Annotated in this window: 23 protein-coding genes; 15 read left to right on the forward strand and 8 right to left on the reverse strand. The window is 54.6% G+C overall.

Features of this window, described 5'->3' with window-relative positions; translation table 11 throughout:
* Positions 1-21: 21 nt before the first annotated feature.
* Positions 22-1,644, forward strand: a complete 1,623-nt coding sequence (locus tag ACF8PE_RS20645; RefSeq protein ID WP_155166229.1) for an isovaleryl-CoA dehydrogenase — start codon at positions 22-24, stop codon at positions 1,642-1,644.
* 3 nt (positions 1,645-1,647) lie between these two features.
* Here ACF8PE_RS20645 and ACF8PE_RS20650 read toward each other — a convergent pair whose 3' ends face one another.
* From ACF8PE_RS20650 to bsmA, 3 genes are all read right to left on the reverse strand, one after another.
* Positions 1,648-3,573: a methyl-accepting chemotaxis protein gene (locus ACF8PE_RS20650; protein WP_032616189.1), complete on the reverse strand. Its 1,926-nt coding sequence runs from the start codon at positions 3,571-3,573 to the stop codon at positions 1,648-1,650.
* 172 nt (positions 3,574-3,745) lie between these two features.
* Positions 3,746-4,033 carry a DUF1471 family protease activator YjfN gene (gene yjfN / locus ACF8PE_RS20655; protein WP_032616190.1) on the reverse strand — a complete coding sequence of 96 codons (288 nt, stop codon included), beginning with the start codon at positions 4,031-4,033 and terminating at the stop codon, positions 3,746-3,748.
* Positions 4,034-4,169: 136 nt separating this feature from the next.
* Positions 4,170-4,499 (reverse strand): biofilm peroxide resistance protein BsmA, encoded by a 330-nt coding sequence (gene bsmA, locus ACF8PE_RS20660; RefSeq protein ID WP_077227718.1) that lies wholly within the window; start codon positions 4,497-4,499, stop codon positions 4,170-4,172.
* 138 nt (positions 4,500-4,637) lie between these two features.
* On the opposite strand from bsmA, the gene yjfP reads away from it, so the two are divergent.
* Positions 4,638-5,369, forward strand: coding sequence for an esterase (gene yjfP / locus ACF8PE_RS20665; protein ID WP_059308899.1), 732 nt, complete (start codon positions 4,638-4,640; stop codon positions 5,367-5,369).
* Here yjfP and ulaR read toward each other — a convergent pair.
* A complete protein-coding gene (gene ulaR, locus ACF8PE_RS20670; RefSeq protein ID WP_032616193.1) occupies positions 5,366-6,121 on the reverse strand; it encodes an HTH-type transcriptional regulator UlaR in 756 nt (251 codons plus the stop codon). The two genes, yjfP and ulaR, sit on opposite strands and share 4 nt — an antisense overlap.
* A gap of 108 nt (positions 6,122-6,229) precedes the next feature.
* The gene (gene ulaG / locus ACF8PE_RS20675) at positions 6,230-7,294 is read right to left on the reverse strand and encodes an L-ascorbate 6-phosphate lactonase (protein WP_032616194.1); all 1,065 of its coding nucleotides are present in this window, start codon (positions 7,292-7,294) and stop codon (positions 6,230-6,232) included.
* A 356-nt stretch (positions 7,295-7,650) separates the two neighbouring features.
* Between ulaG and ulaA the strand changes: the two genes are divergently transcribed.
* Genes ulaA through ACF8PE_RS20705 form a run of 6 tightly spaced genes read left to right on the forward strand, consistent with a single transcriptional unit; the run spans position 7,651 to position 12,058 of the window.
* Positions 7,651-9,051 (forward strand): PTS ascorbate transporter subunit IIC, encoded by a 1,401-nt coding sequence (gene ulaA / locus ACF8PE_RS20680; RefSeq protein ID WP_032616195.1) that lies wholly within the window; start codon positions 7,651-7,653, stop codon positions 9,049-9,051.
* Positions 9,052-9,063: 12 nt separating this feature from the next.
* Positions 9,064-9,369 carry a PTS ascorbate transporter subunit IIB gene (ulaB, locus tag ACF8PE_RS20685; RefSeq protein ID WP_032616196.1) on the forward strand — a complete coding sequence of 102 codons (306 nt, stop codon included), beginning with the start codon at positions 9,064-9,066 and terminating at the stop codon, positions 9,367-9,369.
* Between the two features lie 9 nt (positions 9,370-9,378).
* Positions 9,379-9,846 carry a PTS ascorbate transporter subunit IIA gene (ulaC, locus tag ACF8PE_RS20690; protein ID WP_032616197.1) on the forward strand — a complete coding sequence of 156 codons (468 nt, stop codon included), beginning with the start codon at positions 9,379-9,381 and terminating at the stop codon, positions 9,844-9,846.
* Positions 9,847-9,858: 12 nt separating this feature from the next.
* Positions 9,859-10,509 carry a 3-keto-L-gulonate-6-phosphate decarboxylase UlaD gene (locus ACF8PE_RS20695; protein WP_032616198.1) on the forward strand — a complete coding sequence of 217 codons (651 nt, stop codon included), beginning with the start codon at positions 9,859-9,861 and terminating at the stop codon, positions 10,507-10,509.
* A 9-nt stretch (positions 10,510-10,518) separates the two neighbouring features.
* On the forward strand, positions 10,519-11,385 hold the full coding sequence (locus ACF8PE_RS20700) for an L-ribulose-5-phosphate 3-epimerase (protein ID WP_392495224.1): 867 nt from the start codon (positions 10,519-10,521) through the stop codon (positions 11,383-11,385).
* The gene (locus ACF8PE_RS20705) at positions 11,372-12,058 is read left to right on the forward strand and encodes an L-ribulose-5-phosphate 4-epimerase (protein WP_392495225.1); all 687 of its coding nucleotides are present in this window, start codon (positions 11,372-11,374) and stop codon (positions 12,056-12,058) included. The genes ACF8PE_RS20700 and ACF8PE_RS20705 overlap by 14 nt, the downstream gene beginning before the upstream one ends.
* A gap of 79 nt (positions 12,059-12,137) precedes the next feature.
* On the opposite strand, the gene yjfY is transcribed toward ACF8PE_RS20705, so the two are convergent.
* Positions 12,138-12,413 (reverse strand): DUF1471 family protein YjfY, encoded by a 276-nt coding sequence (gene yjfY / locus ACF8PE_RS20710; protein WP_032616201.1) that lies wholly within the window; start codon positions 12,411-12,413, stop codon positions 12,138-12,140.
* Between the two features lie 343 nt (positions 12,414-12,756).
* Between yjfY and rpsF the strand changes: the two genes are divergently transcribed.
* The 5 genes from rpsF (at position 12,757) to ACF8PE_RS20735 (ending at position 15,291) form a co-directional block, all read left to right on the forward strand.
* Positions 12,757-13,152: a 30S ribosomal protein S6 gene (gene rpsF, locus ACF8PE_RS20715; RefSeq protein ID WP_011915632.1), complete on the forward strand. Its 396-nt coding sequence runs from the start codon at positions 12,757-12,759 to the stop codon at positions 13,150-13,152.
* Between the two features lie 6 nt (positions 13,153-13,158).
* Complete coding sequence (gene priB, locus ACF8PE_RS20720; RefSeq protein ID WP_006178996.1) at positions 13,159-13,473, forward strand: primosomal replication protein N; 315 nt, start codon at positions 13,159-13,161, stop codon at positions 13,471-13,473.
* 4 nt (positions 13,474-13,477) lie between these two features.
* Entirely contained in the window at positions 13,478-13,705 is a 228-nt protein-coding gene (gene rpsR / locus ACF8PE_RS20725) for a 30S ribosomal protein S18 (RefSeq protein WP_000135199.1), read from the forward strand.
* A gap of 41 nt (positions 13,706-13,746) precedes the next feature.
* Complete coding sequence (gene rplI, locus ACF8PE_RS20730; protein WP_032616202.1) at positions 13,747-14,196, forward strand: 50S ribosomal protein L9; 450 nt, start codon at positions 13,747-13,749, stop codon at positions 14,194-14,196.
* A 153-nt stretch (positions 14,197-14,349) separates the two neighbouring features.
* Complete coding sequence (locus ACF8PE_RS20735; protein ID WP_032616203.1) at positions 14,350-15,291, forward strand: DMT family transporter; 942 nt, start codon at positions 14,350-14,352, stop codon at positions 15,289-15,291.
* A gap of 23 nt (positions 15,292-15,314) precedes the next feature.
* On the opposite strand, the gene ACF8PE_RS20740 is transcribed toward ACF8PE_RS20735, so the two are convergent.
* The gene (locus ACF8PE_RS20740) at positions 15,315-15,950 is read right to left on the reverse strand and encodes an OapA family protein (RefSeq protein WP_032616204.1); all 636 of its coding nucleotides are present in this window, start codon (positions 15,948-15,950) and stop codon (positions 15,315-15,317) included.
* 231 nt (positions 15,951-16,181) lie between these two features.
* On the opposite strand from ACF8PE_RS20740, the gene fklB reads away from it, so the two are divergent.
* Positions 16,182-16,802: an FKBP-type peptidyl-prolyl cis-trans isomerase gene (gene fklB / locus ACF8PE_RS20745; RefSeq protein ID WP_032616205.1), complete on the forward strand. Its 621-nt coding sequence runs from the start codon at positions 16,182-16,184 to the stop codon at positions 16,800-16,802.
* A 306-nt stretch (positions 16,803-17,108) separates the two neighbouring features.
* Positions 17,109-18,518 carry a D-serine/D-alanine/glycine transporter gene (cycA, locus tag ACF8PE_RS20750; RefSeq protein ID WP_032616206.1) on the forward strand — a complete coding sequence of 470 codons (1,410 nt, stop codon included), beginning with the start codon at positions 17,109-17,111 and terminating at the stop codon, positions 18,516-18,518.
* Between the two features lie 81 nt (positions 18,519-18,599).
* Here cycA and ytfE read toward each other — a convergent pair whose 3' ends face one another.
* Entirely contained in the window at positions 18,600-19,262 is a 663-nt protein-coding gene (gene ytfE / locus ACF8PE_RS20755) for an iron-sulfur cluster repair protein YtfE (protein WP_032616207.1), read from the reverse strand.
* Between the last annotated feature and the right edge of the window lie 166 nt (positions 19,263-19,428).

A 19,428-nucleotide genomic window follows, 5' to 3' on the forward strand; every position in this document is an offset into this window, starting at 1 on the left:
CCATAGAAGGAGGGATACATTATGCACTGGCAGACGCACACTGTTTTTAATCAGCCTGCGCCACTCACCAACAGCAACCTTTTTCTTTCCGATCGTGCCCTGTGCGAAGCGGTCAGCCGTGAAGGCGCGGACTGGGACGCCGAGCTGCTCGCCAGTATCGGCCAGCAACTGGGTACGGCAGAATCTCTGGAACTGGGCCGCCTTGCTAACGCCAATCCACCTGAACTGCTGCGCTTTGACGCCAGCGGAACCCGGCTGGACGATGTGCGCTTTCATCCCGCGTGGCACCTGCTGATGCAGGGTCTGTGCGCCAACCGGGTGCATAACCTGGCGTGGGAAGAGGAGGTGCGCAAAGGCGCATTTGTGGCCCGGTCGGCACGCTTTATCCTGCATGCGCAGGTGGAGGCCGGCACGCTTTGCCCGATCACCATGACCCATGCCGCCACGCCGCTGCTGCAACAGGCATTACCGCGCGCCTTCCACGACTGGCTGACGCCGCTCCTCAGCGACCGCTATGACTCGCATCTGGCCCCGGGCAATCAGAAGCGCGGTCTGTTAATTGGCATGGGGATGACGGAAAAACAGGGCGGATCGGATGTTCTCAGTAATACCACCCGGGCAGAACGGTGCAGCGACGGTAGCTACCGGCTGGTGGGCCATAAATGGTTCTTCTCTGTGCCGCAAAGCGATGCCCATCTGGTGCTGGCGCAGGCGAAAGGCGGCCTGTCGTGCTTTTTCGTTCCCCGTTTTCTCCCAGACGGCCTGCGCAATGCCGTGCATCTGGAGCGTCTGAAAGACAAGCTGGGGAACCGTTCGAACGCCAGTAGTGAAGCCGAGTTTCTCGAGGCGACCGGCTGGCTGCTGGGCGAGGAGGGTGAAGGGGTGCGCCAGATCCTGAAAATGGGCGGCCTCACCCGATTCGATTGCGCGCTTGGCAGCCATGGTCTGATGCGCCGGGCATTCTCGGTGGCGCTGTATCATGCCCACCAGCGGCAGACCTTTGGCAAAAACCTGATCGATCAGCCGCTGATGCGCGACGTATTAAGCCGCATGGCGTTGCAGCTTGAAGGGCAGACCGCTCTTCTGTTCCGCCTGGCGCGCGCCTGGGATCGCCGGGATAACGAGCGCGAAGCGCTGTGGGCGCGGCTGTTTACCCCGGCTGCAAAACTGGCCATCTGTAAAGCGGGGATCCCCTTTGTCGCTGAAGCGATGGAGGTGCTCGGCGGTATAGGCTATTGCGAAGAGAGCGAATTGCCGCGCCTGTACCGTGAAATACCGGTCAACAGTATCTGGGAAGGCTCAGGCAATATCATGGGGCTGGACGTACTGCGCGTGCTGGCGAAACAGCCTGCGGTGATGGATCTGCTGGCCGATGATTTTGCCGAGGTGAAAGGGCAGGATCGGCACTTCGATCGCAGCTGGCGCCAGTTGCAGCAGAAGTTACGTAAACCGCAGGAGGCGCAGGGCAGGGAGATCGCCCGGCAGATCTTCCTGCTGGGCGCGGGGGCGCAGATGTTGCGCCATGCGTCACCGCCGGTGGCGCAGGCCTGGTGCCGTGAAATGCTTGATGCCCGCGGCGGATCGCTGATCGGCGAGCAGGTCCAGGACGACCTGCTGCTCCGCGCCACGGGCGGTGTTGCCTGATCCTTACAGGCGGAACAGGCTGACCAGATCGGTCAGGTGCGAGCCTTTCCCGCGCAGGACCTGCGCGGTCTGTTCGCTGCGCGAGACGCGATCGGCGTTAATATGCGACGCTTCGCCGATATGCGTCATCGCCAGGTTCACCTGACCGATGCCTGCCGACTGCTCGCGGGAGGCATGGTTAATTTCCGTGACCAGCTGGTTGATATTGTCGATGTGCTCAATGATGCTATCCATCGCCTGACGGGTCTGCTCCGACAGGGCGTGGCCCTCGCTCACCTTGCTGAGCGTATCGCCAATCAGCTGTTCAATCTCCTTCACCGCGTTAGCGCTTCGTGCTGCCAGGGCGCGAACCTCCTGAGCCACCACGGCGAAGCCTTTACCGTGCTCACCTGCGCGGGCGGCTTCTACGGCGGCGTTCAGCGCCAGAATATTGGTCTGGAAAGCGATACCCTCAATCACCCGGGTGATGGCTTCGATTCGTTTCGATGCTTCGCGAATATCATCCATCGTAGAGACAGCATTGCTGACGGTCTCCCCGCCCTGATGCACTGCCCGGGACGTTTCGCCCACCAGCTGCTGGGTCTGCTCCATATTGGCCGCATTCTGCTGCACGCTGGCCGCCAGTTGCTCCATACTGGCAGAGGTCTCTTCCACGCTGCTGGCCTGCTTGTTGATCTGTTCGGAGATCTCACCGGTATCCGCCGCCAGGGCGTTGGTTCCCAGATGGATATCTCCCGCGGCTTCACGCACCTGCAGCACGATTTTTTGCAGCCCACCGCCAATACCGTTAATGGCGCTGATCAACTGACCCACCTCATCCTGACGGGTGGCTGGCAGCGTGGCGCGCAGATCGCCTGCGGCATACTGTTCTGCCAGACCAATCACATCGCGCAGCGGGCGTGTCAGCCAGCGGCGGATAATAAACACGAACAGCATGGCGAAGAGCGCAGACAGGACTACGCCAGCCAGCAGGAAGCGATCGCGCATGCTGGTCACATCGGCCAGCAGGACGGTTTTATCCACTTCGCCCACTATCGTCCAGTTCCAGCCCGGGAGCGGCGTCCAGGCCATAATCAGGGTGCGACCATCGGCGCTCTGACGTTCCAGGGTGCCGGAATCATCCCCCAGTAACTGTTGCTGAACCTCGTTCTCCCACGTCGGCAACCGTCCCTCTTCTGCGCTGTGGAACAGGTACTGGCCGTGATTTTTGCCATTGCTGCGGTCCAGCACAAAGAAGTGGCCACTTTCGCCCAGACGGCGGCTGAGGATCTTCTCACGCATGACGTTCCACGAGTGGGTGATGTCGACCCCGACGAAGATAATGGCGATTACCTGTCCACCCGCATCTTTTACTGGTTGGTACTGGGTGATATAGCGTTTGCCGAACAGCAGGGCGAGGCCGCGATAAACCTCTCCTTTGGCCACCACTGCCCAGGCTGGACTGGCGTGATCCAGTTTCGTACCGATGGCCCGATCGCCGTTCTCTTTACGCAGGGAGGTTGCCACGCGAACAAAGTCGTCACCGCTGCGAACAAACAGCGTAGAGATGGCGCCGGTGCGATTCAGAAAATCATCGGGTGTGGTGTTGTTCTCATGGAGTTCCGTATCGCCGCCTTTCAGCAGCGGGACAGTCTGACCGTTGATGGTGCGGGTCTGGCTGGCGTCAAGGTTCAGCGGCTGCGGCAAAAAGGTGGTGAACAGGCGGGTATAGCTTTCCACCTCTTCGGTGAGGCTGGTGTTGAACATCTGCACCATATCCACCACGCCGGTGGACTGGTTATGCAGGTCTTCTATGGCCAGCGATTCGAGTTTTTGACTGGTGTTATAGCTCAGAAGGAAAGTGAAAAGCAGAAAGAGTGTGGCAACACTCAAGCCAGTAAGCAGCGATAGCTTTGTGCCCAGACCTGCACGGCGAAAAAAGTTGATCATAAATTGCTCATTGTTAAAAAGATAACGCTTTTCAACGGCAGAGCAGGGATAACATTTATTGGGTTTATGTAACAAAATGTTACATAAGTGTCTCGTGGTAGTAACGGCAAGGATAATAGAATTGTAAATAATAAAAAGCCACTCTTTTTTAGTGGCTTTTTATTGATGCTTTTTAGACGTAAAGGATGGCCTGGACTCGCCAACGATCGACATGGCTCTCTTCCTGCATAGCAATAATGCGATACCAAGACGCTCCCTGTTCATCTGCTTTTAGCGCGATCATGCGCTCTACATCCTGCGGACTCCCTGAGATATCACTCACGGAAATCAGTCCGATTTCATTTAAACCCGTCACGCAATCAGCACTGGCAAATTCGGCTGACTGGGCGGCAGTGCTCACCAGACCGGCTGAGAGCAACAGTGAGGTCAAAGCAAGAGATCGTTTCATCGTCAGCTCCATTTTACGTGTCCCCGGAATCCGCCGGGCAATCCTTCGCTAATAAACTCGCTTCCATTGACCCAGGCATGGAGTTTATTGTGAACAGGAAAACGTCTATGGACGCAAAGCAGTGTAAATGTCGTTTAAATACCGCGCGTTATTTACGGTATAAAATGGCCTGCGAGTACCATTGTCCTGTCACGATGGTTTCATCAACAAGGACAATGACGTAATAATCTGCTTTCGCAGCGACGGCTTTTGCTTTAATGGCATCTTCCACATCTGCGGGAGAGCCTCGCTCCAGGGCGGTGACCGTACCCATCCGCTGTAATCCTTCCGTCTGATTACGACGAATTTCTTGTGGGTGGTCGGCAACCGGTGGTGCAGGCTGCGGCGAGCCTTCTAATACACTACATCCGCCCAACGCCAGCGTTAGCAATAAAGCAGCAAACCTACGCATAACCATATCTCGTTTCCTGATAGCCATAGTGTAGAACTCTGTTGATTTAGGATTGGGGGAATGTTCCCAAATTGTTAGCTGCGGCGTAAATTTCGAATGAAAATTGTGCGAAAGCGTAATCTGGTTCTCAACATTTTAAATCACCCATTAGCATGAGGCCCATTAATGATTGAACTTGAAATACGTCAATTTGGCGACCATGAGTGTGTACACGCTTTTCCTGCCGGGAAAAAGGCTCAGCCGTTGCCCGTTGTCATTTTTTATCATGGTTTTACATCCTCAAAACTGGTTTACAGCTATTTTGCGGTGGCGCTGGCGCAAGCGGGTTTTCGGGTGGTGATGCCAGATGCACCCGATCACGGGGCGCGTTATTCCGGCGATGAGCAGGCTCGGCTGGGCCAGTTCTGGCCGATTCTGCATGGTAATCTCACGGAGTTTGCCGCATTGAAGAGCGCGTTATACCAGGCCGGGCTGGTGGCGGATGAACGCCTGGCAGTCGCCGGAGCCTCGATGGGAGGGATGACTGCGCTGGGTATCATGGCGCGCCATCCAGAGGTGAAATGCGTGGCAAGCCTGATGGGTTCTGGCTACTTTACCTCGCTGGCCCGCACGCTGTTTCCGCCGCTGCAACCGGGGGACTTTGCGACCATGGTCTCTCCGCTTGCCGACTGGGAGGTGACGAATGCGTTACCGCGCCTGGCCGATCGCCCGCTGTTGCTGTGGCACGGGGAGGAGGATGATGTGGTGCCCGCCGGGGAAACATTCCGTCTGCAGCAGGCCTTGCAGCATGAAGGGCTGGATAAAAACCTGACCTGCCTTTGGGAGGCGGGAGTAAAACACCGCATCACGCCCACGGCCCTTGATGCCACGGTGGCCTTTTTCCGTCAGCACCTTTAAACGCGCAGGATCTTCACCCCCTGATCTTCCAGTTTCTGGAGGATTGTGGGGTCAGCACTTTTACCGGTGATCACCAGATCAATCTGCTCGGCGCGGCTGAATAACATCCCCGCACGCTCTCCGACCTTGCTGCTGTCGACCAGCACCACCAGCTTGCCGACGACGTTCAGCATGTTCTGCTCCGCCATCGCCGTCAGCATATCGGTTTTATACAATCCCTCGGCGGTGAGTCCTTTCCCGCTGGTAAACATCCAGTGTCCGGCATAGAGGGTGTTCTCGCTATCCTGCGGGCTTAGAGTAATGGACTGGCTCTTGTTGTACTGCCCGCCCATGATCACCACGCTTTCGTGCTCCTGATCGATGAGGTAGTTAGCCAGCGGCAGGTAGTTGGTAATGATCTGCACCGGCTTACCACACATTTCCCGACCCAGCAGGAAAGCGGTTGAACCACAGTTGATCACCACGCTTTCGCCGGGATTGACCAGCTGAGAGGCGGCCCGGGCAATACGCACTTTTTCGTCGTGATTCTGCGCCTGATGAATATTCATCGGCGACCAGCGTGGACGCTGTTGGCTAATACCTTCGGCACCGTTGCGGACTTTTTTCAGCTTCCCGCTTTCATCAAGCTTATTGATATCCCGGCGCGCGGTGGCAGGGGAAACGCCCAGCCGGGCAATCACCTGTTCCACGGTGACAAACCCCGTCTGCGCCAGGAGTTCCAGTAAAATTTGATGCCGCTGTGCTTCTGTCATGAGCTATTCCGAAACAAATTGATTTCAAAAGATGATATTTGAAATAGCGTGAAATTACTAAGTAAAAGATGGTATCGCCAGGCGCTGTGCCCGGCGATAAGAGGGGTATTACAGGAAAGATTTGAACGGCAGATCCGGCTCAATGGTAAAGCAATCGTCAAACCCGCGCGGGTAGTGATATTCAAAATTGTCTTTATCAAGCGGCCAGGTAAACTTGCCGCCCACCTGCCAGATAAACGGCTTAAAGCCATATTTCAGACGGTCTTTTTTCATCTCCCACAGCACACGGATCTCCTGCGGATCGGCCTGGAAGTTTGACCAGATATCGTGGTGGAATGGGATTACCACCTGGGTGTTCAGTGCTTCTGCCATGCGCAGAATATCGGCACTGGTCATCTTGTCGGTGATACCACGCGGGTTCTCGCCATAGGAGCCCAGCGCCACGTCGATGTGATGCTCGTTGCCGTGTTTGGCATAGTAGTTTGAGTAGTGGGAATCGCCGCTGTGATACAGCGTACCACCGGGGGTTTTGAACAAATAATTTACCGCCCGCTCATCCATGCCGTCCGGCAGTACGCCGGCTGCCTTCTGGTCTGCCGGCAGGGTAATCAAAGCCGTGCGGTCAAAGGCATCCAGCGCGTGGATTTCAACATCTTTGATTTTTACGACATCACCCGGCTTCATCACGATGCAGCGCTCTTTTGGCACGCCCCAACCAATCCATAAATCAACGCAGGTCTGTGGGCCAATAAAAGGAACATCATCTGCACAATTCTGCATTACCGCCGCCGCGACGTTGACGTCAATATGATCGTTGTGATCGTGGGTCGACAGGACGGCGTCGATCTGGCGAATCGCAAAGGGATCAAGGACAAATGGAGTAGTACGCAGGTTGGGCTGCAGTTTCTGCACCCCCGCCATACGCTGCATCTGATGTCCCTTTTTCATCAGCGGATTGCCATGGCTTTGCTTGCCGGTGCCACACCAGAAGTCGACGCAAATATTGGCTCCCCCCTCTGATTTCAGCCAAATCCCGGTACAGCCCAGCCACCACATTGCAAAGGTGCCAGGCGCAACCTGTTCCTGCTCAATCTCTTCGTTCAGCCAGCTGCCCCATTCCGGGAAGGTGCTCAGAATCCATGATTCGCGGGTGATGGTGTTCACTTTACTCATCTTTTTGACTCCTGGTTTAATCAAATTAAATCATTTTGTGATTTGTTGTGATTAATGCTGTCACTATTTCACGCGCTTTGCAACGGTGGGAATGCGGAATTTTGGCTGATCGACTTCACGAATTGTTCAATTATTGCTTATTAAACGATCGCGTTATTTTCATTAATATAATGAATTATAAGAATTTAATTGGAATTTTTAGTGGTTTAATAAAATCAACACTAACAACAGGGAAATAATTTGCGTGACGCGTCACAAATAATCAAATGCAATCTTGTGATGATTATTCTTGATTACTAGAGTGGGGGCCTGTTGTACGAGCATTACGCAGCGTACTGCCTTTATCGGAGAGTGTTATGGAGATCCTCTACAGCGTCTTTACCGTCTTTTTTAATCAGGTAATGACCAATGCCCCGCTACTGCTGGGTATCGTGACGTGTCTGGGCTACATCCTGTTACGCAAGAGCGTCAGCGTCATTATCAAAGGCACTATTAAAACCATCATCGGTTTTATGCTCCTCCAGGCGGGGTCCGGCATTTTAACCAGCACCTTTAAACCTGTGGTCGCCAAAATGTCGGAGGTCTACGGCATTAATGGCGCAATATCAGACACCTATGCATCAATGATGGCCACCATTGAACGCATGGGCGACGCCTACAGCTGGGTGGGTTACGCCGTCCTGCTCGCGCTGGCGCTGAACATCATTTACGTTCTGCTACGCCGGATCACCGGCATCCGCACCATCATGCTCACCGGCCACATCATGTTCCAGCAGGCGGGGTTGATTGCGGTTTCCTTCTATATCTTCGGTTATCCAATGTGGACCACGATTATCTGCACGGCCGTATTGGTCTCACTCTATTGGGGTATTACCTCCAATATGATGTACAAACCGACGCAGGAAGTGACCGACGGTTGCGGTTTCTCTATCGGCCATCAGCAGCAGTTCGCCTCGTGGATTGCCTACAAGGTTGCCCCGTATCTGGGTAAAAAAGAGGAGAGTGTGGAGGACCTTAAGCTGCCAGGCTGGCTGAATATCTTCCATGACAACATCGTTTCTACAGCGATTGTAATGACCCTCTTCTTCGGCGCCATTCTGCTCTCTTTCGGTATCGACGTAGTCCAGGCGATGGCGGGTAAGACCCACTGGACGGTCTATATCCTGCAAACCGGTTTCTCTTTTGCAGTGGCAATTTTCATCATCACGCAGGGCGTACGCATGTTTGTCGCCGAGCTGTCCGAAGCTTTCAACGGTATTTCTCAGCGTCTGATTCCTGGGGCCGTTCTGGCAATTGACTGTGCAGCTATCTATAGCTTCGCGCCAAATGCCGTGGTCTGGGGCTTTATGTGGGGCACCATCGGCCAGCTGATCGCGGTGGGTATTCTGGTGGGCTGCGGCTCTTCCATCCTTATTATTCCTGGCTTTATCCCGATGTTCTTCTCCAACGCCACCATTGGCGTCTTTGCTAACCACTTTGGTGGCTGGCGCGCGGCGCTCAAGATCTGCCTGGTGATGGGGATGATTGAAATCTTTGGCTGCGTGTGGGCGGTCAAGCTCACCGGCATGAGCGCGTGGATGGGTATGGCCGACTGGTCAATTCTGGCGCCGCCAATGATGCAGGGCTTCGCCTCCGTCGGCATCGTCTTTATGGCCGTCATCATTGTTATTGCCCTGGCTTATATGTTCTTCGCTGGCCGTTCGCTGCGGGCGGAAGAAGATGCAGAGAAACAAACAGCAGAAGTTTCTGCTCACTAAGGAGTTTCGATTATGACCGTACGTATCCTGGCTGTGTGTGGCAATGGGCAAGGTAGCTCCATGATCATGAAGATGAAAGTGGACCAATTTTTAACCCAGTCCAACGTTGACCACACGGTGAACAGCTGCGCGGTGGGTGAATACAAAAGTGAACTGAACGGCGCAGACATCATCATTGCCTCGACCCATATCGCCGGTGAAATAAGCGTCACAGGCAATAAATATGTGGTGGGGGTGCGCAATATGCTGTCGCCTGCGGATTTTGGCCCAAAACTGCTGGAGGTGATCAAAGAACACTTCCCGCAAGACGTGAAGTAAGGAGGCCCGATGAAGCTCCGTGATTCGCTGGCAGACAACCACTCCATCCTTTTACAGGCCGAAGCCAGCACCTGGCAGGAGGCGGTAAAGCTGAGCGTTGATTTGCTGGTTAAGGCTGATGTTGTTGAGCCGCGCTATTACCAGGCCATTCTCGATGGCGTTGAGCAATTTGGCCCCTATTTTGTGATTGCGCCAGGGCTGGCGATGCCGCATGGCCGCCCAGAGGAGGGAGTCAAAAAAACCGGCTTTGCACTGGTCACATTGAAAACGCCGCTGGTGTTTAACCATGAAGATAACGATCCGGTCGATATCCTGATCACCATGGCGGCCGTTGATGCCAATACCCATCAGGAGGTGGGCATCATGCAGATCGTCAACCTGTTTGAAGACGAAGCCAATTTCGACCGTTTACGCGCCTGCCGCACCGAGCAGGACGTGCTGGATTTAATCGACAACGCCACAGCGGCGGCAGTTTAAGAGGGAATTGAAATGTCATTACCAATGTTGCAGGTCGCACTGGATAACCAAACCCTGGCCCACGCATACGAAACGACGCGTCTCATCGCCGAAGAGGTGGATATCATCGAAGTGGGCACCATTCTGTGCGTCGGAGAAGGCGTGCGCGCCGTGCGCGATCTGAAAGCGCTCTATCCTCACAAAATTGTGCTGGCTGACGCCAAAATCGCGGATGCAGGCAAAATCCTGTCGCGCATGTGCTTCGAAGCTAACGCCGACTGGGTGACGGTGATCTGCTGTGCAGACATTAATACTGCCAGAGGCGCGCTGGAGGTTGCCAAAGAGTTTAACGGCGACGTGCAGATCGAACTCACCGGCTTCTGGACCTGGGAGCAGGCGCAGGCGTGGCGCGAGGCGGGCATTCAGCAGGTGGTCTATCACCGCAGCCGCGATGCCCAGGCCGCGGGCGTCGCCTGGGGTGATGCCGATATTACTGCCGTGAAGCGTCTGGCGGAGATGGGCTTTAAGGTTACCGTCACCGGCGGTCTGGCGCTGGAGGATCTGCCGCTGTTTAAAGGTATCCCGATTCATGTCTTTATCGCCGGGCGCAGCATTCGTGATGCTGCCTCGCCGGTGGAAGCGGCACGTCAGTTCAAACGTTCCATCGCCCAGCTGTGGGGATAAGGAGCGGTTATGTTAAGCAAGCAGGTGCCGCTTGGCATCTATGAAAAGGCACTTCCTGCCGGGGAGTGCTGGCTTGAACGGCTAAAACTGGCTCAGTCTCTGGGTTTTGATTTCGTCGAAATGTCGGTGGATGAGACGGATGCGCGTCTCTCCCGTCTCGACTGGAGCCGCGAGCAGCGTCTGGCGCTGGTAAATGCGGTGGCCGAAACTGGCGTGCGCGTGCCTTCAATGTGCCTGAGCGCTCATCGTCGCTTCCCGCTCGGCAGCGAAGATGACGCCGTGCGAGCACAGGGGCTGGCGATCATGCGTAAGGCGATTCGCTTTGCCCAGGACGTGGGGATCCGCGTCATCCAGTTGGCGGGCTACGACGTTTATTACCAGCAGGCCAACAACGAAACGCGGCGGCGCTTTCGTGAAGGGTTGAAAGAGAGCGTGGAGATGGCGAGCCGCGCCCAGGTGACGCTGGCAATGGAGATCATGGACTACCCGCTGATGAACTCCATCAGCAAGGCGCTGGGCTATGCCCACTACCTCAATAATCCGTGGTTCCAGCTTTATCCCGATATCGGCAACCTGTCTGCGTGGGATAATGATGTGTCTATGGAGCTACAGGCGGGGATGGGCCATATCGTGGCGGTACACGTCAAAGACACCCGGCCTGGCGTATTTAAAAACGTACCTTTCGGCACAGGTGTGGTGGATTTCGAAGCCTGTTTCGCCACTCTCAAGCACAGCGGTTACTGCGGACCCTACTTGATTGAGATGTGGAGCGAAACCGCAGAGGATCCGCTGCAAGAAGTCGCAAAAGCCCGCGACTGGGTGCTCGAGCGCATGGCACGGGCCGGGCTGACGGGAGCAGAAAATGCAGCAGCTTAAGCAGCAGGTTTTTGAAGCAAACATGGATTTGCCGCGTTACGGTCTTGTTACCTTTACCTGGGGAAACGTCAGTGCGATAGATCGCCAGCGCGGGCTGGTAGCGATCAAACCCAGCGGTGTAGCCTATGAGGCCATGCGTGTGGAAGACATGGTGGTGGTGGATCTCGACGGCAAGGTAGTAGAGGGCCAGTGGCGGCCCTCGTCGGATACCGCAACCCATCTGGAGCTGTACCGGCGTTATCCGTCACTTGGCGGCGTGGTGCATACCCACTCCACCCATGCCACGGCCTGGGCGCAGGCGGGGCTGGCCATTCCGGCGCTGGGCACCACCCATGCCGACTACTTTTTTGGCGACATCCCCTGTACGCGCGCATTAACCGAAGCGGAGGTGCAGGGTGAGTATGAACGCAACACTGGCAAGGTGATCATTGAAACGCTGGGGGAGGGTGAACCGCTGCACTCCCCGGGGATAGTGGTGTATCAGCATGGCCCCTTTGCCTGGGGTAAAGATGCTCACGATGCCGTACACAACGCCGTGGTGATGGAAGAGGTAGCGAGAATGGCGTGGATTGCCCGCGGCATCAACCCGCATCTGCAACCTATCGACAGCTATCTCATGAACAAGCATTTTATGCGTAAGCATGGCCCGAATGCTTATTATGGGCATAAATAAAAAAAGCCCCCGGGCAGGGGGCTAATTCGACTATGACAATATTTTAGTTGTTGGCTTTCCTGGTGCTAGCGTCAAAGCATTATCTGTAGATATCTGCACTGACATGCATATTGCCGTTGCTGCCCGGTTCACGGGTGAGCATGACGTGATAGTAGCGGGCATCCCGCGCATCGGCTTCTGCATTAATGGCTTCCGTCGCTTCGCTTTCCGTTGCGAAGTTATGGTTGATATAAATGACGCCCAGACTTTGCACGTCATCCATATTTCTAGCCTGTCGGCCGTCAACCTGAATCGCTGCTGTCGCGTTTGCACTGAGCAAAAGCGCAGCCAGAATGGCAAGGTTTATCTTTTTCATGATATGCGCTCCACGACAAACTACGGTGCGACGATAATCACTTCGGGTTTTGTCCTCAGAAGGGGTCTGATTAAAGTGTAACCCCTTATCTGACGGGCATTGGCGACCATTTCTGATGCTGTTGTTCAAAAAATCGCCGCGATCGTCCGTGAGCCATGGTAAATCACTCACTTAGACGAGCTTTACGCTTTGTGCGAATTATTTGTGCAATCAGCTTGAGTTTCCAGGGGGGTACAAGTATTATGGCGCGTCAATTTTTCAGCCGACCTTTAACACGTTCCTTGCCTCCCCGGGCCTCGGCTGACCCAGACAGGAGGCTGAATAATCCGTAAGGAGCAATTCGATGCGTCATTACGAAATCGTTTTTATGGTCCATCCTGACCAGAGCGAACAGGTTCCGGGTATGATCGAGCGCTACACTGGTGCAATCACTGCAGCAGAAGGCACGATCCACCGTCTGGAAGACTGGGGCCGCCGTCAGCTGGCTTATCCGATCAACAAACTGCACAAAGCTCACTACGTTCTGCTGAACGTTGAAGCACCGCAGGAAGCGATCGATGAGCTGGAAACTAACTTCCGCTTCAACGATGCCGTTATCCGCAGCATGGTTATGCGTACCAAAAACGCAGTGACCGAAGCATCTCCGATGGTTAAAGCGAAAGACGAGCGCCGTGAGCGTCGCGATGATTTCGCAAACGAAACCGCAGATGATTCTGATGCTGGGGATTCTGAAGAGTAATTTCTGATGACCAACCGTCTGGTGTTGTCCGGTACCGTGTGCAGGACCCCCCTTCGTAAGGTCAGCCCATCAGGAATTCCTCACTGCCAGTTCGTGCTTGAGCATCGTTCAGTGCAGGAGGAAGCCGGGTTTCACCGGCAGGCGTGGTGCCAAATGCCCGTTATTATTAGCGGACACGAAAACCAGGCCATTACTCACAGTATAACGGTCGGTAGCGCAGTAACCGTTCAGGGGTTCATCTCTTGCCATAAGGCAAAGAACGGTCTGAGCAAAATGGTTCTGCATGCCGAGCAGATTGATTTGATAGATTCTGGAGACTAGCCATATGGCACGTTATTTCCGTCGTCGCAAGTTCTGCCGTTTCACCGCGGAAGGCGTTCAAGAGATCGACTATAAAGATATCGCAACGCTGAAAAACTACATCACCGAAAGCGGTAAGATTGTCCCAAGCCGTATCACCGGTACTCGTGCAAAATACCAGCGTCAGCTGGCTCGCGCTATCAAACGCGCTCGCTACCTGTCTCTGCTGCCGTACACTGATCGTCATCAGTAATCGGGCACGGTCCATTAATACGACTTTAAGAGGATAAGGTAATGCAAGTTATTCTGCTTGATAAAGTAGCAAACCTGGGCAGCCTGGGTGATCAGGTTAACGTTAAAGCGGGCTACGCTCGTAACTTCCTGGTTCCACAGGGTAAAGCTGTTCCTGCTACCAAGAAAAACGTAGAGTTTTTCGAAGCACGTCGTGCTGAACTGGAAGCCAAACTGGCTGACGTTCTGGCGGCTGCTAACGCTCGCGCTGAAGAAATCAACGCACTGGGCACCGTTACCATCGCGTCTAAATCTGGCGACGAAGGTAAACTGTTCGGTTCCATCGGTACCCGCGACATCGCTGATGCAGTAACTGCAGCTGGCGTTAAAGTGGCTAAGAGCGAAGTTCGTATGCCGAACGGCGTTCTGCGTACCACCGGTGAGCACGAAGTGGACTTCCAGGTTCACAGCGAAGTCTTCGCTAAACTGGTTGTTAACGTTGTTGCTGAGTAAGTAATTACTCGTCATCACGTTCGAAGCGCCGGCCTTGTGCCGGCGTTTTGCTTTTTAATGAGACCCGTCCCTACCTTTTGCCTTGTAAGGTAGCTATTCCCATCACATTCTCTGATAATAAAATGAAACAACATTTTAACTTTTGGATGTGTTATGGATGCCGTTCTGCCCACGCCGGTTTTTGCCCGTAAAAACATCGTATTCGCCAGCGCGACGCTGTGCTGTTTGTTATGGGGAAGCTCCTATCCCGCAATTAAAAGCGGCTACGAACTCTTCCAGATCGCCACTAACGACATTTCGTCAAAGGTGGTCTTTGCAGGATATCGCTTTGTGTTTGCCGGCCTGCTATTGCTGCTGTTAGCCCTTGCCCAGCGCAAGCCGATTGGCCGACTCAGTCCACGGCAGTTTGGGCAGTTGACGGTGCTGGGCCTGACGCAGACGGCTATCCAGTACACCTTCTTTTATATCGGTCTCGCTTACACGACGGGTGCTAAAGGGTCGATCATGAACGCGACCGCCACGTTCTTCAGCGTCATGCTGGCGCACTTCATCTATCAAAACGATAAGATCAGCTACAACAAAGCCCTCGGTTGTATCCTCGGTTTTGCCGGGGTGATGATCGTCAACTTCAATAGCGGCTTGCAGGACTTCCACTTTGTCTGGAACGGCGACGGTTTTGTTGTGCTGGCGGCGTTTATCCTCTCTGCGGCCACGCTGTATGGCAAACGTATTTCTCAGACGGTCGATCCTATGGTGATGACCGGCTGGCAGCTGGCGATCGGTGGGGTGATGCTGGTCGTGGGGGGCTACATAACGGGCGGGACGCTGGCAGTACCGAGCGTCAAAGCGGCGGCCATCCTGGGCTATCTGACCTTGCTCTCCTCGGTGGCATTTGCGCTGTGGAGTTTGCTGCTGAAATACAACCGCGTCAGCATGATTGCGCCGTTCAACTTTTTAGTACCGGTCGCCGGAACCGTGCTCTCTGCCATTTTCCTTGGGGAGAATATCCTGGAGATCAAATATGCCGTGGCGCTGGTGCTGGTCTGCTCAGGGATCTGGTGGGTCAACAAAGTGAGTGGAAAACAGGCCCGGTAAAGGGTGCATTACCGGGCGAACCGCTATTTAGCGCGGACAAAGCTGCCGTCAGCCTGACGAGTAAACAGCACCTGCTGACCATTGCCGCTGTCGATGGTCAGCCCTGTCACCACGCCGCTCGCGTTCTGGCGGATCTGTACCATCTGACCGTTTTGCAAATTGCTCAGCGGCTTGCCTGCGCCCTCAACCTGCGCCATCGCATAGACGTCAGTCGGAGGAAGGTTGTGATCGCGGAACAGCTGCGCCATCGTTTTGCCTGACTCTACCCGATAGGAACGCCACTGCTGTTCGATACCAGGCACCGGCTGCGACTGCACCGGCGCGGCGGCCTGCTCCTGCGGTTGCTCTTCCTGAATTGGCTCCGGCTCTACCGGCGCCATCTGGCCTGGATCGTTTGTCGGGGAAACCAGCTGCGTCTGCATCGGCTGGGTATCGGGTTGCGGCTGCGTTTGCGAGCGGAAATCCAGTTCGGCATCCCGCCGGACAGGCGTTGTCGCGCTGTCGTCAGCCCCTGGCAGCAGAAAACCAACGATAACCATCAGCGCACCGATGATAATGCCTCTGCGGTGCAGGGGCGGCAGCGGGTCCATGAGGCGAAAGTTGTCTGGCGCATGCCAGATTTTCGTCAGGGTAGGTTTTAGTTCAAATGGCCCGGGCATGGCTCTCCTCCTGCTCCGCGTCTTTTTTCCTGTCCCAAGAAGTATAGTTCGCTAACTGCCTGATGAGCGTAGTAAAGCGGGCTTCCGTGACACACATTCGGGAAAAATCCAGATAGCCTCTATTGTTTCCGTTTCATCGCAATTTGTCATCTTTCCATGCGACAAAGTTTTACCGGATGGAAGGTGGCTGTTATGCTGCCCGCTACTTTAAATGTGATGGAAGGAAATCCCATGACCACCCCGACTTTTGACACAATCGAAGCGCAGGCAAGCTACGGTATTGGTTTGCAGGTAGGACAGCAGCTGAGCGAATCAGGTCTGCAAGGTCTGTTACCTGAAGCGCTGGTGGCGGGTATCGCCGATGCGCTGGAAGGTAAACATCCGGCGGTTCCGGTAGATGTGGTTCACCGCGCGCTGCGCGAAATCCACGAACGTGCTGACTCCGTACGTCGCGCGCGCTTCGAAGAGATGGCCGCGGCAGGCGAGAAGTTCCTCGAAGAAAACCGTGAGCGCGAAGGCGTGAACAGCACCGAAACCGGTCTGCAGTTCCGCGTGATCAATCAGGGTGACGGCGCAATTCCGGCGCGTACCGACCATGTTCGCGTGCACTATACCGGTAAACTGATTGACGGCACTGTGTTTGACAGCTCGGTTGCCCGTGGCGAACCGGCTGAATTCCCGGTCAACGGCGTGATCCCAGGCTGGATCGAAGCCCTGACGCTGATGCCAGTAGGCTCCAAATGGGAACTGACTATCCCTCAGAACCTGGCCTACGGCGAGCGTGGCGCAGGCGCGTCCATTCCGCCATTCAGCACCCTGGTCTTTGAAGTTGAGCTGCTGGAAATTCTGTAATTCCGCTCTCTTTCCTCTCCCCAGCCGGGGAGGGGAATTCAGTTTAAAAACCTATAGTTACGCGACAATCAACAGATTATCTTGCAAATGGTCACAGTAAGTGTATTTTTGTGAGCTGTTTTGCGTTGCTTAAGTGATATGCCACTCACTTTCAACATATTGTTAACATAATATTTAAATCATAGTATTCATCCCGCCGATTCTTACCTAATATCGATGAGTCCTTAACCGGGCCGTCGCTTTTCGACGTAATAAAGGGCCAGAAGAGCCTAAACAACACAGGCAGTAACAACAGGAAAACATCACATGGTAGATCAGGTAAAAGTCGTTGCCGACGAAGAGGCACCGTCTGAACAATCGCTACGGCGTAATCTCACAAACCGTCATATTCAGCTTATCGCCATTGGCGGTGCCATTGGCACCGGGCTGTTTATGGGGTCAGGCAAAACCATCAGCCTTGCGGGTCCGTCGATCATTTTTGTCTATATGATCATCGGCTTTATGCTCTTTTTCGTGATGCGTGCAATGGGTGAATTGCTGCTCTCGAATCTCGAATACAAATCCTTTAGCGACTTTGCGTCCGACCTTCTTGGGCCGTGGGCGGGGTACTTTACTGGCTGGACCTACTGGTTCTGCTGGGTGGTTACCGGGATGGCCGACGTTGTCGCCATTACGGCCTATGCGCAGTTCTGGTTCCCCGGACTGTCGGACTGGGTTGCCTCGCTGGCGGTAATTGTTCTGCTGCTAAGCCTTAACCTCGCCACCGTAAAAATGTTTGGTGAGATGGAGTTCTGGTTCGCGATGATTAAAATCGTCGCCATTGTCGGGCTGATTGTGGTCGGCCTGGTGATGGTCATGACTCACTTTACCTCGCCGACGGGCGTAGAAGCCTCGTTCTCCCATCTGTGGAATGACGGCGGCTGGTTCCCGAAAGGGCTGAGCGGATTCTTTGCCGGTTTCCAGATTGCGGTCTTCGCCTTCGTGGGGGTTGAGCTGGTAGGGACTACCGCCGCAGAAACCAAAGATCCTGAGAAATCCCTGCCGCGGGCGATTAACTCCATTCCGATCCGTATCATCATGTTCTATGTGTTTGCGTTGGTCATTATTATGTCCGTTACGCCGTGGAGTTCCGTCGTACCGACCAAGAGCCCATTCGTGGAGCTGTTTGTACTGGTTGGCCTGCCGGCTGCGGCGAGCCTGATTAACTTCGTGGTGCTGACCTCCGCGGCCTCTTCGGCCAACAGCGGTGTGTTCTCCACCAGCCGTATGCTGTTCGGTCTGGCGCAGGAAGGCGTGGCGCCGAGTGCATTCGCCAAGCTGTCAAAGCGTGCGGTTCCGGCGAAAGGGCTGACCTTCTCCTGTATCTGCCTGCTGGGTGGCGTGGTGATGCTTTACGTGAACCCAAGCGTCATCGGCGCGTTCACCATGATCACCACCGTCTCGGCGATCCTGTTCATGTTCGTCTGGACCATCATCCTGTGCTCGTACCTGGTGTACCGCAAACAGCGTCCGCACCTGCATGAAAAGTCCATCTATAAGATGCCGCTGGGCAAGTTCATGTGCTGGGTCTGCATGGCGTTCTTCGTGTTTGTGCTGGTACTGCTGACGCTGGAAGAGGATACCCGTCAGGCGCTGATCGTCACGCCGCTGTGGTTTATCGCACTGGGGCTGGGCTGGCTGTTTATCGGTAAGAAAAGAATGGCAGGCGTAAGATAAAAAAACGGCAACTTCGGTTGCCGTTTTTTTATCTGTTCTTTTTCTCCCTGTGGGAGAGGGCATCAGGCCGCAATGGCCTTATTATTCCCCGGCAAGCGCCCGCGGGAACAGCACGTTATTCTCGAGGCTGATGTGCTCCATCAGGTCGTCGATCATCTCGTTAATCCCGTTATACATCGCGCGCCAGGTGGTGCAGGCATCCGCCGGTGGGGTAACGTTATGGGTGATGTGTTTGATCACTTCCACCAGTTCACCCGCGTCATCATGCTCGCTTTCCATCACGCTGATTGGCCCCATCGCCTGGCTGCCCATTCCCTGTTTGATCATCGGGAACAGGATCTGCTCTTCTTTCATCATGTGGCTGGACAACTCTTCATGCAGCATGGTCAGGCTCTTCGCCAGGCCACGCGGTACAGAGGCTTTCTCGGCATGAACGCGCTCCACTTTGGTCGCCTGCAGGATCAGTTCCGGCAGCTGTTCGCGGTGGCGGTCATGGTAACGCACGATGATGTGATTGATGATCTCTGCCAGTGCCACGTTGCGCCAGTCTTTTTCCAGCGGTTGCTCAGCCAGTTTTGCCAGTTCAGCTTCGATGAGATCCAGATTCAGTTCCTTACGCGATGCCGCACGCGCCAGGGTTTGCTTACCGCCACAGCAGTAATCCATATCGTATTTGCGAAACAGCGCGGAAGCGCGTGGGATGGAGAGCGCCAGCTCGCCTAAAGGTTGGTCGCGGAAGGCCATCATTGTTACCTCATCGTGATTTAATAACATGCATTTTAAATACATCTTTAAGGTAAGGATATAACCCTTTAGGGGCACAGGGAATAAAGTCGGTAAATTATCAAAAATTTCTTATGTTTTAACTTGCTGAATGGATTTGATTATTTCCAAATAATTGAGGTGGTTA

The sequence above is a fragment of the Leclercia sp. GLN_9 genome (assembly GCF_043105735.1).
Taxonomy (GTDB): domain Bacteria; phylum Pseudomonadota; class Gammaproteobacteria; order Enterobacterales; family Enterobacteriaceae; genus Enterobacter; species Enterobacter adecarboxylatus.

Excerpts from the sequence above, each read along its gene's own strand:
- ACF8PE_RS20645 (WP_155166229.1), top strand. The coding sequence starts at position 22 with ATGCACTGGCAGACGCACACTGTTTTTAATCAGCCTGCGCCACTCACC.
- ACF8PE_RS20650 (WP_032616189.1), bottom strand. The coding sequence starts at position 3,573 with ATGATCAACTTTTTTCGCCGTGCAGGTCTGGGCACAAAGCTATCGCTG.
- yjfN (WP_032616190.1), bottom strand. The coding sequence starts at position 4,033 with ATGGAGCTGACGATGAAACGATCTCTTGCTTTGACCTCACTGTTGCTC.
- bsmA (WP_077227718.1), bottom strand. The coding sequence starts at position 4,499 with ATGGCTATCAGGAAACGAGATATGGTTATGCGTAGGTTTGCTGCTTTA.
- yjfP (WP_059308899.1), top strand. The coding sequence starts at position 4,638 with ATGATTGAACTTGAAATACGTCAATTTGGCGACCATGAGTGTGTACAC.
- ulaR (WP_032616193.1), bottom strand. The coding sequence starts at position 6,121 with ATGACAGAAGCACAGCGGCATCAAATTTTACTGGAACTCCTGGCGCAG.
- ulaG (WP_032616194.1), bottom strand. The coding sequence starts at position 7,294 with ATGAGTAAAGTGAACACCATCACCCGCGAATCATGGATTCTGAGCACC.
- ulaA (WP_032616195.1), top strand. The coding sequence starts at position 7,651 with ATGGAGATCCTCTACAGCGTCTTTACCGTCTTTTTTAATCAGGTAATG.
- ulaB (WP_032616196.1), top strand. The coding sequence starts at position 9,064 with ATGACCGTACGTATCCTGGCTGTGTGTGGCAATGGGCAAGGTAGCTCC.
- ulaC (WP_032616197.1), top strand. The coding sequence starts at position 9,379 with ATGAAGCTCCGTGATTCGCTGGCAGACAACCACTCCATCCTTTTACAG.
- ACF8PE_RS20695 (WP_032616198.1), top strand. The coding sequence starts at position 9,859 with ATGTCATTACCAATGTTGCAGGTCGCACTGGATAACCAAACCCTGGCC.
- ACF8PE_RS20700 (WP_392495224.1), top strand. The coding sequence starts at position 10,519 with ATGTTAAGCAAGCAGGTGCCGCTTGGCATCTATGAAAAGGCACTTCCT.
- ACF8PE_RS20705 (WP_392495225.1), top strand. The coding sequence starts at position 11,372 with ATGCAGCAGCTTAAGCAGCAGGTTTTTGAAGCAAACATGGATTTGCCG.
- yjfY (WP_032616201.1), bottom strand. The coding sequence starts at position 12,413 with ATGAAAAAGATAAACCTTGCCATTCTGGCTGCGCTTTTGCTCAGTGCA.
- rpsF (WP_011915632.1), top strand. The coding sequence starts at position 12,757 with ATGCGTCATTACGAAATCGTTTTTATGGTCCATCCTGACCAGAGCGAA.
- priB (WP_006178996.1), top strand. The coding sequence starts at position 13,159 with ATGACCAACCGTCTGGTGTTGTCCGGTACCGTGTGCAGGACCCCCCTT.
- rpsR (WP_000135199.1), top strand. The coding sequence starts at position 13,478 with ATGGCACGTTATTTCCGTCGTCGCAAGTTCTGCCGTTTCACCGCGGAA.
- rplI (WP_032616202.1), top strand. The coding sequence starts at position 13,747 with ATGCAAGTTATTCTGCTTGATAAAGTAGCAAACCTGGGCAGCCTGGGT.
- ACF8PE_RS20735 (WP_032616203.1), top strand. The coding sequence starts at position 14,350 with ATGGATGCCGTTCTGCCCACGCCGGTTTTTGCCCGTAAAAACATCGTA.
- ACF8PE_RS20740 (WP_032616204.1), bottom strand. The coding sequence starts at position 15,950 with ATGCCCGGGCCATTTGAACTAAAACCTACCCTGACGAAAATCTGGCAT.
- fklB (WP_032616205.1), top strand. The coding sequence starts at position 16,182 with ATGACCACCCCGACTTTTGACACAATCGAAGCGCAGGCAAGCTACGGT.
- cycA (WP_032616206.1), top strand. The coding sequence starts at position 17,109 with ATGGTAGATCAGGTAAAAGTCGTTGCCGACGAAGAGGCACCGTCTGAA.
- ytfE (WP_032616207.1), bottom strand. The coding sequence starts at position 19,262 with ATGGCCTTCCGCGACCAACCTTTAGGCGAGCTGGCGCTCTCCATCCCA.